Genomic DNA, 15,725 nt, shown 5'->3' on the forward strand with positions numbered 1-15,725 from the left:
CGCGACGGCTGTCAATATTCCGAGTTTCTGAATTAAATAAGCTCTGGTGACAGGGCCGGAGCCGCTGCCGAAGCTGCCGCCGGAGCCGTCGGGGAGGAGGCGCTCAGCGGGTCCCGGTACAGCACGTCGAGGACCACCGAACCGCCCGCAACCGCCAGCACCGAGGCCCCGAAACTGGTCGGCGCGACCACGGCCGCCCGCTCCGTCCCGACCGCCTCCCGCAGCGCGCGCAGACAGTCCTCGCGGTACAGCACGCCGACCTCGGTGACGACCACGCTCTCCGGGTTGAGGACGTCGAGCAGCAGCGCCGCCGCCCGCCCGGTCAGCCGCGCCCGCTCCACCAGCAGCCGTACGGCCGCCGGGTCGCCGGCCCCGGCCGCCGCGAGGACGTCCATCGGGTTGGCGCCGTCCGTCACCCCGGCCGCCCGGGCCCGCCGCACCAGCGTGCGTTCGCTGAGCTCCACCTGGAGGCAGCCGGTGCGTCCGCAGCCGCAGGGCTCGGTGCCGCCCGGCACCGGGAGATGGGTGATCATGCCGGCCTGGGAGCGCGGGCCGTGGTGCACCTCGTCGCCGGTGGCGAAGGCCGCGTCGACCACGTTCCCGACGAACAGGTGCAGCACGCTCCGGCTGCCCCGGGCCCGCCCGAACAGCCGCTCGCCGTTGACCAGCGCCCGCGCGTGCCCGTCCACATGGACCGGCAGCCCGGTGTGCGCGCCGAGCAGTTCCCGCACCGGCACCTCGCGCCAGCCGAGGAGCGGGTGCTCGACGACGGTTCCGGAGTCCCGGTCCACCCAGCCGCCGACGGCGACCCCGACGCCCAGCGGCCGGCTGCCGGGCACCTCGCCGAGCAGCGCGGCCAGCCCCGCGGCGGCGCGCGCCAGCACCCCGTGCGGATCGGTGCCATGGTGCTTCAACTCCCGCCGTGCGACGACCCGTCCGCGCAGATCGAGCAGCGCGACCGTGGTGTACGGCACGGCCACGTGCACCCCGCCGACCACGAACCGCGACTCGTCCAGGTCGACCGGGACATGCGGCCGGCCCACGCCCTTGACGCGCTGCGGTACCTCGGTCTCCCGGATCAGGCCGAGTTCGGTGAACCGGGCGCAGTAGTCGGTGACGGAGGCCGGGGACAGCCCGGTCAGCCGGGCGATGGTGGAGCGGGCGACCGGCCCGTGCTCAAGGACCGAGCGCAGGACCACACTGGCGCTGGTCCGCCGCCGGTCACGGGGTGCGGAGGTGAGCGGGGGTGCCGCGGTACGGGGCATGGGAAACCGTCCTCGGGAACGGGGCCGACACGTCTCGGACGTCGAGGCGCGCCGGACCGGTCTCCCGCCGCGCGGCCTCAGGGCGTACGGCGACAGGTGGCAGCCCCCTGGCGTCGCAGGTCGACATAGCGACGCGACGTGAAGTTCCGGGACTGGGCGACCATGTCCGGAAGCGTAGGCCAGAAACCTCGAATCCCACCAGACCGCTGGGATTCGATTGGTGGAACTCCACAGGCCCGTTGAACGCCGTTGACGTGACTGAAACATCCCGGCCTCAGTGATCGGCGTCACCCCGTACCGCGTGTAACCCACATCCTTTGTGGGAAGCCCACCAAGTGCCGCTTCCGGCCTTTGTCGATCGCTGACGTGTCCGGCTCAGACGGGCCGGGATAGCGTCACGGTGTCCCTGTCCGTCCGCCCACCCCACCTGCGGAGTCCCCATGAGCACCGCCACCGCCGCCGCGTCGACCCGCACCGGCACCGTCCTCGCCGACCTCCTGCCCGCGTCCCGGGTGCGCGACGTGGCCCTCGTGGCCGGCGGCGCCGCGCTCACCGGTCTCGCCGCCCAGATCGCCGTCCCCGTGCCCGGCTCCCCGGTCCCGGTGACCGGCCAGACCTTCGCGGCCCTGCTCGTCGGCACCGCCCTCGGCGCCCGCCGCGGCCTGCTCTCCCTCGCCCTGTACGCGCTGGCCGGCCTCGCGGGTGTGCCGTGGTTCGCGAGCGGCACCTCCGGCGTCTCCGTCTCCTTCGGCTACATCCTCGGCATGATGCTCGCCTCCGCCGTCGTCGGCGCCCTGGCCCGGCGCGGCGCCGACCGCGGCGTGCTGCGCATGGCGGGCACGATGCTGCTCGGCGAGGCGATCATCTACGCGATCGGCGTGCCGTACCTGGCCTACGCCGCCGGCATGTCGGCGTCCGCGGCGATCGCCGCCGGCCTCACCCCGTTCCTGATCGGCGACGCGGTGAAGGCGGTCCTGGCGATGGGCGCGCTGCCCGCGGCGTGGAAGCTCGTCGACAAGCGCTGACCCGGCCCGACCGCAGCGGGGCCCGGGGTGCATCGGCACCCCGGGCCCCGCTGTCGTACCGGGTTCTACGACTGCTGCCGCGGCCGTCGCTGCGACCACCACACGCCCGCCGCCCCGGCCGCGATCAGCGCCGCGCCGGCCGCGCCGAGCGGCAGCACGTCACGTCCCGCGCCGGTCTTCGGCAGCTGGTCGCCGCTCGGCCCCACCGGCTTGTTGTCGGTGCCGAGGAGCAGCGGGGTGGCCGGGGCGTTCGGCGACGGGTTCGTCGTACCGAACGGCACCGGGCCCTGCTGCCAGAACGTCTTCTTCCCGTCCGCGCTCTGCACGGGCAGACAGATCTTCCCGGTCTTGCCGAGGTCGAACGTGGCGTCCACGGCGTACGACTTCGACTTGCCCGCGCCGAGCGCGCCGACGGGGCAGCTGAACGCGCTGTTCGAACCGGCCGGCAGATCCTTTGCCGCGACGGCGTCGCAGCCTTGCACGCCGGTGACCTTCAGGCCGTCGAAACCGACCACCAAAAGCCTGATGTCGCCGCTTTCCTTGGTCCCTTCGTTCTTCACGGTGGCGGTGATCGCCGTTTTCTGCGAACTGTTGTCGACCGAGATCTTCTCGGGCAGCGTGGTCGTCAGCTTCACGCCGTCCGCTGCCTGGTCAACCGCCTTTCCCCCCTTGCTGCTTCCCGGTCCCTGGTCATCGGCGACGGCCGTGAACGGCAGGATCATCACGGCCGAAAAAGATGCCGTGACCAGCGATCCCGTGACCACGGTCAGCCGCCGGGCCGTACGACGAGAACTCATGTTCGTCCCCCTTGCAACCCCCTGGACCGCGCCTGAATTCGCGGCCACTTGAAGAGGTACCACAAGATTTCTCCGCACTATGCTGGTACGGCCGTAAGTGTGACCATTGTGTGTCAGCAGGGGCGGTCGTTGAGGGGGTGCAGCGAATTGCCGGGGAATTCAGGGAATTCGGAGATTCCAGAGAATCCAGAGAGTTCGGGGAACTCGGGGAACTCGGGGAATCCGGAGAGCGCGGGGCAGGGTGGTGTTCCCGGGCTGCTGGTGACCGGCCGCTACCGGCTGGCCGAGAGCATCGGGCAGGGCGGAATGGGGCGGGTGTGGCGGGCCGCCGACGAGACGCTCGACCGGCAGGTCGCCGTCAAGGAGATGCGGATCGACGGCCTCGACGCCGAGGACGCCCGCACCCGCCGCGAACGCACCCTGCGCGAGGCCAGGGCCACCGCCCGGATCGACCACCCCAACGTCGTACGGGTCTACGACGTCGTCGACGAGGGCGAACGCCTGTGGATCGTCATGGAGCTGGTCAACGGCCGCTCACTGGAGTGGATCATGGCCGAAGAGGGGGCACTGAGCCCGCGCGCGGCGGCCCGCATCGGGCTCGGCCTGGTGGCGGCGCTGCGCCAGGTGCACGCCGGGGGAGTGCTGCACCGCGACATCAAACCCGGGAACGTCCTTGTCGAGAGCACCGCCGGCCGGGTCGTCCTCACCGACTTCGGCATCGCGGCGATCCAGGACGCCAAGGCGCTCACCATGGTCGGCATGCTCGTCGGATCCCCCGACTACATGGCACCCGAGCGGATCTCAGGCCGCCCGCAGGGTCCGCCGTCCGACCTCTGGTCGCTCGGCGCGACCCTGTGCGCGGCCCTCGACGGCCGCTCCCCCTTCTCCCGCGACACCACCCTGGCGACCCTGCACGCGGTCCTCTACGAGGAGCCCGAACTCCCGTCCACCGCAGGCCCGTTGCACGATCTGCTGGCAGCACTGCTGGAGAAGGAACCGACGGTACGGCCCGGGCTTGAGGAGGTCGAGCGGGAACTGCACCCGGTGGCGTACCCGGCCCAGACCCCGACGGAGAGGTATCCGGCCCCGCGTCCGGCGGAACGCCCGACCCCGGCGTACGTGGTGCACCTCCCGGCACCCGAGGACGAACGCCCGCAGCCGCCGCCACCGGTCAGCGCATCGACAGAGACCCCTTCGGAACCCCGCGCGGAGGTCCGCTCGGAAACCCCGTCGAGCAATTCGACGGGCCCGACACTGGAGCGCCCCGACAGTGAACGCCCCGCCCGTGAACGCCCCGAACTGCAGCGCCCCGTCAGGGGCGCGGGGAACTGCGCGACCAGCCACGACGAGCCCGCACGTACCCACCGAGGTAAAGCCACCCGACGCACAACTCTCCTCGCCGTACTGGGAACCGCAGCTGTAGCCACCGCCCTCGCCATCCTCCTCACCACCACAACAGGCGGCGGCGAAGGCAAATCGGCGACCGGTAACTCCTCAACCCCCTCGACATCGACGCCCACTTCATCGGCGCCCACAGTCGAGGGCACCGCCCGCCCCCGCTCACTCCCACCCGGCGCCCACGAGGAGGCCGGCGGCTTCGCCTGGGCGCCGCCCACCGGCTGGCGCAGGGACGTGAAGACGGGCGCCGAGGTCCACTACACCTCCCCCGACGGCAGCCAGGAACTCGTCGCCAAGTCCTCGCTGGCCCGCGGCAACCTCATGGACACCTGGACCGCCTCCGAGCGCAGCGCCCACCAGGGCCAGGACTACACCAAGATCCGGCTGGCCGAGACGACCTTCCGCGGCTACCCGGCGGTGGTCTGGGAGTACACCTTCACCCTCAGGGGCACCCCCTGGCACGCACGGCTGCTGGGCTTCGACGCCGACGGCAAGTCGTACCAGATCAACACCTGGTACCAGCCGGCGGTCGAAGCCCAGGCCGTGCGGACCTACGAGCAGGTGAAGGAGAGCTTCACCCTGCTGTGAAGGTCAGCCGACGGACACCTTGTCGGCGGGCTCGGCGACCGACTGGGCCGTACGGCCGCCGGTCACCTTCTGCTTCACCACGGCGACCACGACCACCGCCGCCGCGACCAGCAGCGAGAGCAGCACCGTCGTACGACCGCTGCTCTCGCCCTCCGTGTCGGTCAGCATGTAGCCCAGCACGAACACGATCAGACCGGCCGTCGCCCAGGTCAGGTACGGGTACAGCCACATCTTCACGACGAGCTTCTCCGGCGCCTCGGCCTGGATGATCTTCCGCATGCGCAGCTGCGAGAAGCAGATGACGAGCCAGACGAACAGGGCCACCGCGCCACTGGAGTTGACGAGGAAGAGGAAGACGGAGTCCGGGAACTTGTAGTTGAAGAAGACGGCGACGAACCCGAACAGCACGGACGCGACGATCGCGGCCAGCGGCACACCGCGGGCGGTGGTCCGCGCGAACGCCTTCGGGGCGTCGCCCCGCTGCCCGAGCGAGAAGGCCATCCGGGAGGCCGTGTACAGGCCGGAGTTGAGACAGGACAGCACGGACGTCAGCACGATGACGTTCATGATCTGACCGGCGTGCGCGATACCGAGGGAGTCGAGGGCGGCGACGTACGAGCCCTTCTCCTTGATGGACGGGTCGTTCCACGGCAGCAGCGAGACCACGATGAGGATCGAGCCGAGGTAGAAGACGCCGATCCGCCAGATGATGCTGTTGGTGGACTTGGTGACCGCGCGCTGCGGGTCCTCCGACTCACCCGCGGCCAGGGTGGCGATCTCGCTGCCCATGAAGGAGAAGACGACGAGCAGGACGCCGGTGAGGATGGCGCCGGGGCCGTGCGGCAGGAAACCGCCGTGGCCGGTGAGGTTGGAGAAGCCCGCCTTGTCGGTGTGCGCGCCGGGCAGCACGCCGAGCACCGCCAGCAGGCCGACGACGATGAACGCGCCGATCGCGACGACCTTGATGCCGGCGAACCAGAACTCGAACTCGCCGTAGGAGCCGACGGAGACCAGGTTGGTGGCGGTGAGCACCGCCATCACGATGAGCGCCCAGCCCCACTGCGGTACGGCCGGGATCCAGCCTTCCAGGATCGTGGCACCGGCGGTGGCCTCGACCGCCAGGACCACCACCCAGAAGAACCAGTACAGCCAGCCGATGGAGAACCCGGCCCAGCGGCCGAGCGCGCGGTCCGCGTGTGCGGAGAACGATCCGGAGGTCGGGTTCGCGGCGGACATCTCGCCGAGCATCCGCATCACCAGCACCACGAGCGTGCCGACGAGTGCGTACGACAGCAGGATGCCGGGGCCTGCGGTGGCGATGCCGGTACTGGAGCCGACGAAGAGGCCGGCGCCGATGACGCCGCCGATGGCGATCATCGACAGGTGGCGGTTCTTGAGTCCTGCGTGGAGGCCGTCTTGGGGACCGTTGCCAGTCATGGGGGGAATTCCTTTGCGCCGGGTGAGCGGGCTCTCGTACGAGCGGCGTACGAGTTGGTCCAGTGAATCTGAGGTGGACTGATTCCTGAACCTTTGAATCCAGATCGTTACTTGAGGTTTTCCTGAGGTTCTGTAGTGTTGCTCACAATTTCCGGGCATCGGCCCCGCCCCTGCCGTGCGTTCACACCCATGTCACACTCATCACATGCGCGTGTATCTCGGCTCCGACCATGCGGGCTTCGAACTCAAGAACCACCTCGTCGAGTGGCTGAAGGCGGCGGGCCACGACCCCGTCGACTGCGGCCCCCACATCTACGACGCCGACGACGACTACCCGCCCTTCTGCCTTCGCGCGGCCGAGCGGACGGCGGCCGACCCCGAGTCCCTCGGCATCGTGATCGGCGGCTCCGGCAACGGCGAGCAGATCGCCGCGAACAAGGTGAAGGGCGTGCGGGCGGCGCTCGCCTGGAGCGAGGAGACAGCGTCGCTCGGCCGGCAGCACAACAACGCGAACGTCGTGGCGGTGGGCGGGCGCATGCACACGCAGGAGGAGGCGACGAAGTTCGTCGAGACCTTCCTGAACACGCCGTTCTCCGAGGGCGAGCGGCACATCCGCCGCATCGACATGCTGACGGAGTACGAGACGACGGGCGACCTCCCGCCGATCCCGGCGCACCACCCCCAGCCGTAGCGTCGCCCACCCACCCGCCGGACTCGGCCGCCCGAGAGGCGCGGCAGGGGGCGGGCGGCAGGCGTTCGGCCGCGCGCGGGGGGCTGGTCGCGCAGTTCCCCGCGCCCCTTACGGGGCGCTGCAACGTTCACCTCTCCACTGACCGAGTCGGGTGGGTGGGTGGGAAAGGAATCACCTCAGTGCCAGAAGGGCACACGATCCACCGGCTCGCGCTGGACTACCGTCGGCTCACCGGACCCGTACGGGTCACCAGCCCGCAGGGCAAGTTCTCCGACGCCGCCGCGTTGATCGACGGCGCCCACCTCACCCGCACCGAGGCCCACGGCAAGCACCTCTTCCTCGGCTTCCGCGACAGCGACTGGGTCCACATCCATCTCGGCCTCTTCGGCAAGGTCGCCTTCGGCGACGCCCCCGCGCCCCCGGCCACCGACACCGTCCGCCTCCGCCTGGCCGACCCCACCGCCTACGTCGACCTGCGCGGCCCCACCACCTGCGCCCTGATCACCGACGACGAGAAGAACGCCGTACACGCCCGCCTCGGCCCCGATCCGCTCCGCGACGACGCCGACCCGGACGCGGCGTACCGCAGGATCTCCCGCAGCCGTACGACGATCGCCGCCCTGCTGATGGACCAGAAGGTCATCGCCGGTGTCGGCAACGTCTACCGCGCCGAGGTCCTGTTCCGGCACCGGATCGACCCGTACCGCGCGGGCAGGGACATCACCCCCGCCGAGTGGGACGCCGTCTGGAGCGACCTCGTCGACCTGATGCACGAGGGCGTCCGGAACAACCGCATCGACACCGTCCGGCCCGAGCACACCCCGGAGGCGATGGGCCGCCCGCCGCGCGTGGACGACCACGGCGGCGAGGTGTACGTCTACCGCCGGGCCACCTTGCCCTGCCACCTCTGCGGCACCGGGATCCGCACCGCCGACCTCGCCGCCCGCAACCTCTTCTGGTGCCCCACCTGCCAGAAACGCTGAGCGCGCGCTAGAACCCGTGCGGCAGCCACGGCAGCACCGGTGACCCGAACGCCACCGAAGTCTCCGCCAGCGCCCCCGGCCGCAGTTCGCCCACCCGCCCGGCCCGCGCCAGCGACAGCAGGGACACGCCACCGAGGTACGCCGCCCCCAACTCCCGTACCGACAGCGTCAGCTCGGCCGCGTCCGTCGTACGCTCGCAGGACGCCCCCTTGGTGTCCCCGGTCAGCCGCCAACGGCCCGCGTTCCAGGGGCAGAAGGCGTCCGCCACCTCCAGCACCACGTCCACCGGCGTCTGATAGGTGCGCGCCGCGAGCGCCGCACCGACGTCGACGAGACGGACGTACCCCATGTCCCGCACCCGCGTCAGACAGCGCCGGATGTCGGAGACCAGGTACTGCCAGGCGTCGTCGGCCGGCCGCCCCCGTACCGTCAGCTTCGACATCAGGTCGATGCCGAACAGGAACCGCCACAGCGCCGCGTCGCTCGCCGGATCGAGCGCGGCGAGGTCCACCAGCGACACCGTGCCGTCGTGCCCGCTCGGCGACCAGCCCAGCTTCGTACGGAACCGGGCGAACCCGGTGACCTTCCCGTCCCGCTCGGCGACCACGCACTGCAGCGCCGACGCCCCGTCCCGCACGCTCTCCGGGTCCAGCAGCCCCGCCCGCTCCCAGCCCGGCTGCCGGGTCAGCATCCCGGGCCGCAGCGGCACCAGCTCCGCGTAGACCGCCTCGCACGCGTCGAGCACCCCGGCCGGGTCGGCGTACCGCAGCCGTACGTCACCGGTGCCGGCCGGCACGTCCAGCGTCACCCGGCCGGTGTCGATCTCGGCCTGCAGCTGGAAGGTCGCGGCGCCGTACCCGAAGCGGCCGTAGATCGCCGGTTCGGAGGCGGTGAGCGCGGCCAGCGGCTCGCCCCACTCCCGTACGTCGTCCAGCTGGCGGCGCATCATCGACGTCAGCACCCCGCGCCGCCGGTGCGTCGCGGCCACGCTCACCATGGTGATCCCCGCGGTGGGCAGCACGGCACCGCCCGGCACGGTCATCCGGAACCGGAACGCCCCGGTCGTACCCACGAGTTCGTCCCCGTCCCAGACGGCCAGCGCACGCTCGGACTCCGTCAGGGACCGGTCCAGCGCACGCTCCTCGGCCGATGCCGGACCGGCACCGAAGGCCCGGATCAGGTGGTCCCACCACCCGTCGAACTCCTCGGGACGCAGCACCTTCAACTCGGTCGCACGCTCGCTCGCCATGAGCCATGCCTACCAGGGCATTGCGGGACGAGCCAGCGAATTTCTCCCGGACGGCGACGTGAGGGCTTCCGGTGAAGTTCACTGTGAAGTCGCACCCGAAGGCGAGCCTCGGACGGGGGACAAGTGGGACCTCCCGTGCCAAGCAGCTGGTCTGATGGATAGGGTCCCGAACTAATGGCAGTAGACCGAGAGCGGCGCGCGAAGGCCGAGACGTTCCCGGCCCGGTGGAAAGTGCAGTGGCACCGGGCCCGCGTCGGCGTGCGCAGAAGCGCCGTGGACTACTTCCGCGGCGACGGCTCCGACTGGATCGCGCTGATCGGGCTGCTCCTGACCGTCCCGGTCCTCGCGGCCATGACCCTCGCCAACTCGGTCTGGTTCTCCCCGGCCGCGCTGGTCCTGCCGATCATCGCGGGCGGCCTGCTGCTGCGCCCGGCGAGCCTGCTCGGTCTGTACGCGGCGGCGGCCACCGCCCTGATCGTGGAGTCGGTACGGCTCGGCCCCTACACGGAGGGCCCCTCCCGGGTCACCCCGGGCGTGGTCCTCGTCGTGGCCGCCTGCGGTTTCTTCGGTCTGCTCACCGCCCAGTTCCGCAGCCGGGTCGGCGTGCCCTGGCGGCGCGGCGGCACCATGCTCTTCGACCTGCGCGAACGCATCCGGGTGCAGAGCAAGCTGCCGAAGCTGCCGCCGGGCTGGCACCGCGAGATGGCCCTGCGGCCGGCCGGCGGCCAGTCCTTCTCCGGCGACTTCGTGGTCGCGGCCCGCACGAACAACGGCCGCACCATGGAGGTCGTCCTCACCGACGTCTCCGGCAAGGGCATGGACGCGGCGTCCCGCGCCCTGCTCCTCTCCGGCGCCTTCGGCGGCCTCCTCGGCTCCCTACCGCCGCATGCCTTCCTCCCCGCCGCCAACGGCTACCTCCTCCGCCAGGACTGGGACGAGGGCTTCGCGACCTCCATACACCTGGTCCTGGACCTCGACTCCGGCGACTACGAGCTGTACTCCGCGGGCCACCCGCCCGGTCTCCAGCTCAGCGCCGGCAGCGGCCGCTGGGAGGAGAAGGCCGCCGAAGGCCCTCTCCTCGGCGTGTACGACGGCGCGCAGTTCGACCCGGTGAAGGGCTCCCTGCGCCCCGGCGACGTCCTGATGATCTTCACGGACGGCCTGGTGGAGACGTCCGAACGCGACATCATGGAAGGCATGGACCGCCTCACGGGAGAAGCGGACCGCTATGTGGCCGGCGGCTTCCACGGCGCGGCCTGGCACCTGATCGAGGCGGTGGCGAAGGACGTCAACGACGACAGGGCACTCCTGCTGATCTGCCGGGAGGCGGCGAGGTGAGCGCGGCTTGGTGGGCGGCGGCGGAGCAGGTGCGGCTGCGGGCCGGTGGGCGGGTGCGGGTGCGTGGGGGCTGGCCGCGCAGTTCCCCGCGCCCCTAAAGGGGCGCTTCAGCTGCGGGCAGGCGTGCCGCAGGGCGGCACGGGTGGGCGCAGCGGCACCCTGCAAGCGCCGGTAAGTGACACCCCCCGCCCCGGCCACGACATACTCGCACCGTGACCACCCCGACCCCCCTCCTCACCCTCCCCGAAGTCGAGAAGCTCGCCCGGGCCGCCCACGCGGCGCAGACCGACAAGGCGGGCCGCCCCTATGCCGAGCACCTCGCCGCCGTGGCCCACGGCGTCCGTGCCCGCGGCGGCGACCCGGACCAGATCGCCGCCGCCTGGCTGCACGACTCCGTCGAGGACCACGCCCTCACCGAGGAGTGGCTGGAGACCGCCGCGGTGAGCCCCCGCACGAGGGCCATCGTGCTCGCCCTCACCAAGCACCCCGGCGAGCCCCCCGAGTCGTACGCCCACCGCGTCCTCGCCACCCCCGGCGCCCTGCTCGTCAAGGAAGCCGACCTCGCGCACAACGCCGACCCCGGCCGTCTCGCCGTACTGGACGAGGGCACCCGGAAACGGCTGACCGAGAAGTACGCCCGGATGCGCGCCCTCCTCGGCCTCCCCGCGTAGGCGTCGTCACGCGTTGGCCATCTCCCGGCTCCGCGGCCCCCGCTCGCGCCCCCGCTCCTGTTCCCGTTCCCGGGCCAGTTCCGCCGCGTCCCGCCGGAACGCCCAGTCCATCCTCGGCTCCATGGCGAAGCGGAACACCCGTCGCACGGGCCGGGTGCACAGCAGCGTCACGCATGCGCCCGCGAGCGCGGTGACGAGGATCTCGCCGAGCGGCCCGTGCAGCCACTTCGGGTCGAACCAGCCCGCGTGGACGCCGTACTTCACGACGAAGCCGTGCAGGAGGTAGCCGTACAGCGTGCCCGCGCCCAGCGCCGTGAACCACGTCCGCCGGCCCGGCACCCAGGAGAAGAACCCGGCGGTCAGCAGCATCGAGCAGCCGAACATCGCGAGCACCATCAGCGGCCCGCACCACCACGGCGCACCCAGCTCCTGCGCGGAGTTCCGGTGGTAGAACCACGCGGTGTTCATCCGCGGCACCGACCACCAGGAGAACACCAGCGCGACCGCGAACACCGGCACCGCGGCGATCCGCACCGGCCACCGGCGTACCAGCCGGAAGTGCTCGGGCCGCAGGCACAGGCCGAGCACGAAGTACGGCAGGAACTGCAGGACCCGCTGGAGGTCGAGGTCGTCACCGATGCTCGGGGACACGGACGCCAGCATCGCGATGCCGAAGGCGACCGGAAGGGGATGGCGGACCGCCTTCCACAGGGGCGTGGTCAGGCGCCAGACGAACAGCGCGCACAGGAACCAGGTCAGGTACCAGGGGTCGAGCAGGCTGATGTCCTGGCCGGGGGAGCCGACGACGAGGCGCTGGAAGAGCGAGTAGGCCGTCTCGAACAGGACATAGGGCACGACGACCCCGGTGACCAGCCGCTTCAGCCGGTCCGGGCGCATGTCGAAGTTCCGGGAGAAGTAGCCGGAGACGATGATGAACGCCGGCATGTGGAAGGCGTACACGACGCAGTACACCGCCTCCAGGACGCGGCTGTCGCCCTTCAGCGGCTCCCATGAGTGACCCATCGCGACGAGCGCGATGGCCAGGTACTTGGCGTTGTCGAAGAACGCGTCGCGCTCTCCGCCCGCCGGCGGCCGGGCCGGGGGACGCGGTGTTCGGTTCTGGCCGGGGGACGTGGCGGCGTCAAACATCTGAGGCACCCTAGCGTCGCCTGTGGGATTTCGTAAAACCACCGATGGGAATCCCGGTAATCGCCGAGGACGTCCTGTGGACGGGTTCCCGATATACCGAAGTCGATGGCTGTGCCTATGCAGTTCCATGCGGCACTTACACCCGTGATGTCCGCATTAATCCCTGCTAATTAGTGCATAACGTCGGCGGCTGGCCTTCCTTTGCCGTGTCTGTGTCAATAATTCGAATTGGCTGCGCGCATGTTGTGTGGACACCGAAACGATGTCCGTCAATTGCCTTGGATCCAGGGGCGGGTGGGCCCTCGAAATGCGGTGCGGGCGGTTGTCGGCGCGCGGTGCATTGTCGACGTTGTGTCACGAACCGCATAGTGCGGCCGGGTTGGTGGCACGATGGATCTGGCGGGGGTGCGGGGCCGTACCCCCGGGCCGGAGAGCGGACCGACCGAGGGTGTGATCAGTTGTGGCCATTTCACTGTCTGTGGTGTTGCTGTTGGCGATCATCCTTGTGGTGCTGATGAGAGGGGGGAACATCAAGGCGGGACCCGCCATCGTCGCCGTGCTCTTCGGGTTCTTCCTCGCGTCGACCGGGATGGCCCCCTCCATCCAGCGCTTCCTCGACTCGCTGGCCCAGACCATAAATTCGATCAACTTCTGAGTACGGCCGCGTACGCCGCACCCTCGACGGTGACACCCAGTACCGCGCCCCGGCGCCACGGCCCGTGACGTCACCGGATCGGGTGACCTCACGGGCGGAGGGCCGGGCGGAGCGGCGGGCGCGCCCTGGGTCGGATCCGGTCGGATCCGCGCCCGTTCCGCAGCGGGCCTCCGGCACTCACCACGCACCCCGCGAAAACGAACAGGGCCAGGCGGAGGAAACATCCTCCGACCTGGCCCTGAACCGTCGAGAGCGGGCGACGGGAATCGAACCCGCGTAGCTAGTTTGGAAGACTAGGGCTCTACCATTGAGCTACGCCCGCACAACACGCGCCGCAGGTCGGTGACCGCGGCACTGAAGGCATCGTAGCGGGTCGTCCCGCGCGTAGGCCAACGTGTTGGTCTGCGCGGATGTCATGCCGGTGCGGGTGAACAAAGCGGCCGACGCAGGCGGCCCGGGCATGTACCCTACGTGTCGCACCGATACGGGGTGTGGCGCAGCTTGGTAGCGCGTCCGCTTTGGGAGCGGAAGGCCGTGGGTTCAAATCCCGCCACCCCGACCACCACCTGACGGCGTCCGTCTTGATCGCCTTTTGGGGCGATGAGCCGCTGCGGTTACTATGCAAGCTGCGCGCCCGCGTGTCCCGGCCCCCGCACGGCGGCTTACGAACTCCGCCGGGCGGCGAAAGTCCGCCGGGCCCCTCTGGCACCGGCAGAACCCAAGAAGTCAGCCACAAGGAGACCGAACCGTGAAGAGCGCCGTGGAGACCCTGAACCCGACTCGGGTTCGGCTCACTGTCGAGGTGCCCTTCGAGGAGCTCAAGGACAGCCTCGACGCGGCGTACAAGAAGATCAACCAGCAGGTCACGGTGAAGGGCTTCCGCAAGGGCAAGATCCCGGCCCGGGTCATCGACCAGCGGTTCGGCCGCGGTGCGGTCCTGGAGGAGGCGGTCAACGACGCGCTTCCGAAGTTCTACACCGAAGCGGTCAACGAGGCCGAGCTGAACCCGCTCGGCCAGCCCGACGTCGACATCACCGAGCTGAAGGACGGCGAGACGCTGAACTTCACCGCCGAGGTCGACGTCCGCCCGGCCCTCGAGATCCCGGACTACTCGGGCATCGAGGTCGAGGTCGACGCCGTCGAGGTCAGCGACGAGGACGTCGAGAAGTCGGTCGAGCAGCTCCGCGAGCGCTTCGCCTCCACCTCCCCGGTGGAGCGCGCGGCCGAGGACGGCGACGTCGTCACCATCGACCTGGAGGCCAAGGTCGACGGCGAGGTCCTGGAGGACGGCATCGCGAGCGGTGTCTCCTACACCATCGGCTCCGGCGAGCTCCTCGACGGCATCGACGACGCCGTGAAGGGCCTGGAGGCCGGTGGCGAGGCCACCTTCGCCTCCGAGCTCAAGGGCGGCTCCGCGGCCGGCCGTGAGGCCGAGGTCACCGTCAAGGTCACCCAGGTCGCCGCCCGCGAACTCCCCGAGCTGGACGACGAGTTCGCGCAGCTCGCCTCCGAGTTCGACACCCTGGACGAGCTCAAGGCCGACAGCCGCAAGCGCCTCGCCAACATGAAGACGTACGACCAGGCCACCCAGGCCCAGGAGCGCGTCCTGGAGAAGCTGCTCGAGCTCGTCGAGGTGCCGGTCCCCGAGAAGCTGCTCGAGGACGAGATCAACACCCGCAAGCACAACCTGGAGCACCACCAGCTCGGCCAGATGGGCCTCGACCTGGAGAAGTACCTCGAGATCCAGGGCAAGACCGCCGAGGAGTTCGAGGCCGAGACCAAGGAAGCCGCGGTCAAGGGCATCAAGACCCAGTTCGTCCTCGACGAGCTGGTCAAGGTCGAGAAGCTGAACGTCAACCAGGAGGAGCTCACCGAGCACCTCATGCGGCGCGCGGCCTCCTCCGGCATGTCCCCCGACCAGTTCGCCCAGGCCGTCGTCGAGGGCGGCCAGGTTCCGCTCCTGGTCGGCGAGGTCGCCCGCGGCAAGGCCCTGGCCGTCGTGGTCGAGGCCGCCACGGTGAAGGACACCAACGGCGAGATCGTCGACCTGGACGACGAGGACGAGGACGAGACCGAGGACGGCACGGAGGCCCCTGAGGCCGCCGCCGAGGCCACGGACGAGCCCGCCGAGGAGAAGACCGAGGGCTGAGCCCTACGGCGCCCGTAACGGCGTACAGGGGGCTCCTGGGCACTGTCCCGGGGGCCCCTTTGTCGTCCCCCAGGGCTGCAGCGCGCCCCAAAGGGGCGCGGGGAACTGCGCGAGCAACCACCACGTGCCCGCACGCGCCCACGCACCCGCACAACCATGGCGAGTAGCCGTCGGCCCACCGGCGTAGCCGCTACGCCCCCGGCGAACAGCCCTGTTACCGGGATTCCCCGAAGGGACCATCGCGTTAGGGTCCATGAGTACGAGGGCAGCCAAGCCCCCGGCTACGGAAACGTGAGACGGCCCGGCGCCGTCGTAAGACGAGCAGGTGGA

13 protein-coding genes and 2 tRNA genes are annotated in these 15,725 nt (G+C 70.6%); 9 read left to right on the forward strand and 6 right to left on the reverse strand.

Features of this window, described 5'->3' with window-relative positions; genetic code table 11:
• Positions 1-32: 32 nt before the first annotated feature.
• Entirely contained in the window at positions 33-1,265 is a 1,233-nt protein-coding gene (locus KVT45_RS20375; protein ID WP_217549439.1) for an ROK family protein, read from the reverse strand.
• 440 nt (positions 1,266-1,705) lie between these two features.
• Here KVT45_RS20375 and KVT45_RS20380 point away from each other — a divergent pair, with 440 nt between their 5' ends.
• Positions 1,706-2,290 (forward strand): biotin transporter BioY, encoded by a 585-nt coding sequence (locus KVT45_RS20380; protein ID WP_217549441.1) that lies wholly within the window; start codon positions 1,706-1,708, stop codon positions 2,288-2,290.
• Between the two features lie 65 nt (positions 2,291-2,355).
• Here the strand turns inward: KVT45_RS20380 and KVT45_RS20385 are convergent, their stop codons facing one another.
• Complete coding sequence (locus tag KVT45_RS20385) at positions 2,356-3,087, reverse strand: LPXTG cell wall anchor domain-containing protein (protein ID WP_217549443.1); 732 nt, start codon at positions 3,085-3,087, stop codon at positions 2,356-2,358.
• Positions 3,088-3,348: 261 nt separating this feature from the next.
• Between KVT45_RS20385 and KVT45_RS20390 the strand changes: the two genes are divergently transcribed.
• The gene (locus KVT45_RS20390) at positions 3,349-5,073 is read left to right on the forward strand and encodes a serine/threonine-protein kinase (RefSeq protein WP_217549445.1); all 1,725 of its coding nucleotides are present in this window, start codon (positions 3,349-3,351) and stop codon (positions 5,071-5,073) included.
• Between the two features lie 3 nt (positions 5,074-5,076).
• On the opposite strand, the gene KVT45_RS20395 is transcribed toward KVT45_RS20390, so the two are convergent.
• On the reverse strand, positions 5,077-6,510 hold the full coding sequence (locus KVT45_RS20395; protein WP_217549447.1) for an amino acid permease: 1,434 nt from the start codon (positions 6,508-6,510) through the stop codon (positions 5,077-5,079).
• Between the two features lie 205 nt (positions 6,511-6,715).
• Between KVT45_RS20395 and KVT45_RS20400 the strand changes: the two genes are divergently transcribed.
• Together KVT45_RS20400 and KVT45_RS20405 are read left to right on the forward strand one after the other, a co-directional pair.
• Positions 6,716-7,201, forward strand: a complete 486-nt coding sequence (locus KVT45_RS20400; RefSeq protein ID WP_217549449.1) for a ribose-5-phosphate isomerase — start codon at positions 6,716-6,718, stop codon at positions 7,199-7,201.
• 179 nt (positions 7,202-7,380) lie between these two features.
• Positions 7,381-8,184 (forward strand): Fpg/Nei family DNA glycosylase, encoded by an 804-nt coding sequence (locus KVT45_RS20405; protein ID WP_217549451.1) that lies wholly within the window; start codon positions 7,381-7,383, stop codon positions 8,182-8,184.
• 7 nt (positions 8,185-8,191) lie between these two features.
• On the opposite strand, the gene KVT45_RS20410 is transcribed toward KVT45_RS20405, so the two are convergent.
• On the reverse strand, positions 8,192-9,433 hold the full coding sequence (locus KVT45_RS20410) for a GNAT family N-acetyltransferase (RefSeq protein ID WP_217549453.1): 1,242 nt from the start codon (positions 9,431-9,433) through the stop codon (positions 8,192-8,194).
• Positions 9,434-9,607: 174 nt separating this feature from the next.
• Between KVT45_RS20410 and KVT45_RS20415 the strand changes: the two genes are divergently transcribed.
• Positions 9,608-10,771, forward strand: a complete 1,164-nt coding sequence (locus tag KVT45_RS20415; protein WP_217549455.1) for a PP2C family protein-serine/threonine phosphatase — start codon at positions 9,608-9,610, stop codon at positions 10,769-10,771.
• Between the two features lie 212 nt (positions 10,772-10,983).
• Positions 10,984-11,442, forward strand: a complete 459-nt coding sequence (locus tag KVT45_RS20420) for an HD domain-containing protein (protein ID WP_217549457.1) — start codon at positions 10,984-10,986, stop codon at positions 11,440-11,442.
• Between the two features lie 6 nt (positions 11,443-11,448).
• Here the strand turns inward: KVT45_RS20420 and KVT45_RS20425 are convergent, their stop codons facing one another.
• Complete coding sequence (locus tag KVT45_RS20425) at positions 11,449-12,591, reverse strand: acyltransferase family protein (RefSeq protein ID WP_217549459.1); 1,143 nt, start codon at positions 12,589-12,591, stop codon at positions 11,449-11,451.
• 460 nt (positions 12,592-13,051) lie between these two features.
• On the opposite strand from KVT45_RS20425, the gene KVT45_RS20430 reads away from it, so the two are divergent.
• Complete coding sequence (locus KVT45_RS20430) at positions 13,052-13,246, forward strand: hypothetical protein (RefSeq protein WP_217549461.1); 195 nt, start codon at positions 13,052-13,054, stop codon at positions 13,244-13,246.
• A 251-nt stretch (positions 13,247-13,497) separates the two neighbouring features.
• On the opposite strand, the gene KVT45_RS20435 is transcribed toward KVT45_RS20430, so the two are convergent.
• Positions 13,498-13,568: transfer RNA gene (locus KVT45_RS20435), tRNA-Gly, on the reverse strand.
• A gap of 163 nt (positions 13,569-13,731) precedes the next feature.
• Between KVT45_RS20435 and KVT45_RS20440 the strand changes: the two genes are divergently transcribed.
• Together KVT45_RS20440 and tig are read left to right on the forward strand one after the other, a co-directional pair.
• Positions 13,732-13,808, forward strand: a tRNA-Pro gene (locus KVT45_RS20440).
• A gap of 186 nt (positions 13,809-13,994) precedes the next feature.
• Positions 13,995-15,395, forward strand: coding sequence for a trigger factor (gene tig / locus KVT45_RS20445; RefSeq protein WP_217549463.1), 1,401 nt, complete (start codon positions 13,995-13,997; stop codon positions 15,393-15,395).
• Positions 15,396-15,725: the final 330 nt, after the last annotated feature.

Source organism: Streptomyces sp. GbtcB6 (assembly GCF_019091475.1).
Taxonomy (GTDB): Bacteria; Actinomycetota; Actinomycetes; order Streptomycetales; family Streptomycetaceae; genus Streptomyces; species Streptomyces hyaluromycini.

Coding starts and splice junctions, on each gene's coding strand:
- KVT45_RS20380 (WP_217549441.1), top strand. CDS start 1,706: ATGAGCACCGCCACCGCCGCCGCGTCGACCCGCACCGGCACCGTCCTC.
- KVT45_RS20395 (WP_217549447.1), bottom strand. CDS start 6,510: ATGACTGGCAACGGTCCCCAAGACGGCCTCCACGCAGGACTCAAGAAC.
- KVT45_RS20375 (WP_217549439.1), bottom strand. CDS start 1,265: ATGCCCCGTACCGCGGCACCCCCGCTCACCTCCGCACCCCGTGACCGG.
- KVT45_RS20425 (WP_217549459.1), bottom strand. CDS start 12,591: ATGTTTGACGCCGCCACGTCCCCCGGCCAGAACCGAACACCGCGTCCC.
- KVT45_RS20415 (WP_217549455.1), top strand. CDS start 9,608: ATGGCAGTAGACCGAGAGCGGCGCGCGAAGGCCGAGACGTTCCCGGCC.
- KVT45_RS20410 (WP_217549453.1), bottom strand. CDS start 9,433: ATGGCGAGCGAGCGTGCGACCGAGTTGAAGGTGCTGCGTCCCGAGGAG.
- KVT45_RS20400 (WP_217549449.1), top strand. CDS start 6,716: ATGCGCGTGTATCTCGGCTCCGACCATGCGGGCTTCGAACTCAAGAAC.
- KVT45_RS20385 (WP_217549443.1), bottom strand. CDS start 3,087: ATGAGTTCTCGTCGTACGGCCCGGCGGCTGACCGTGGTCACGGGATCG.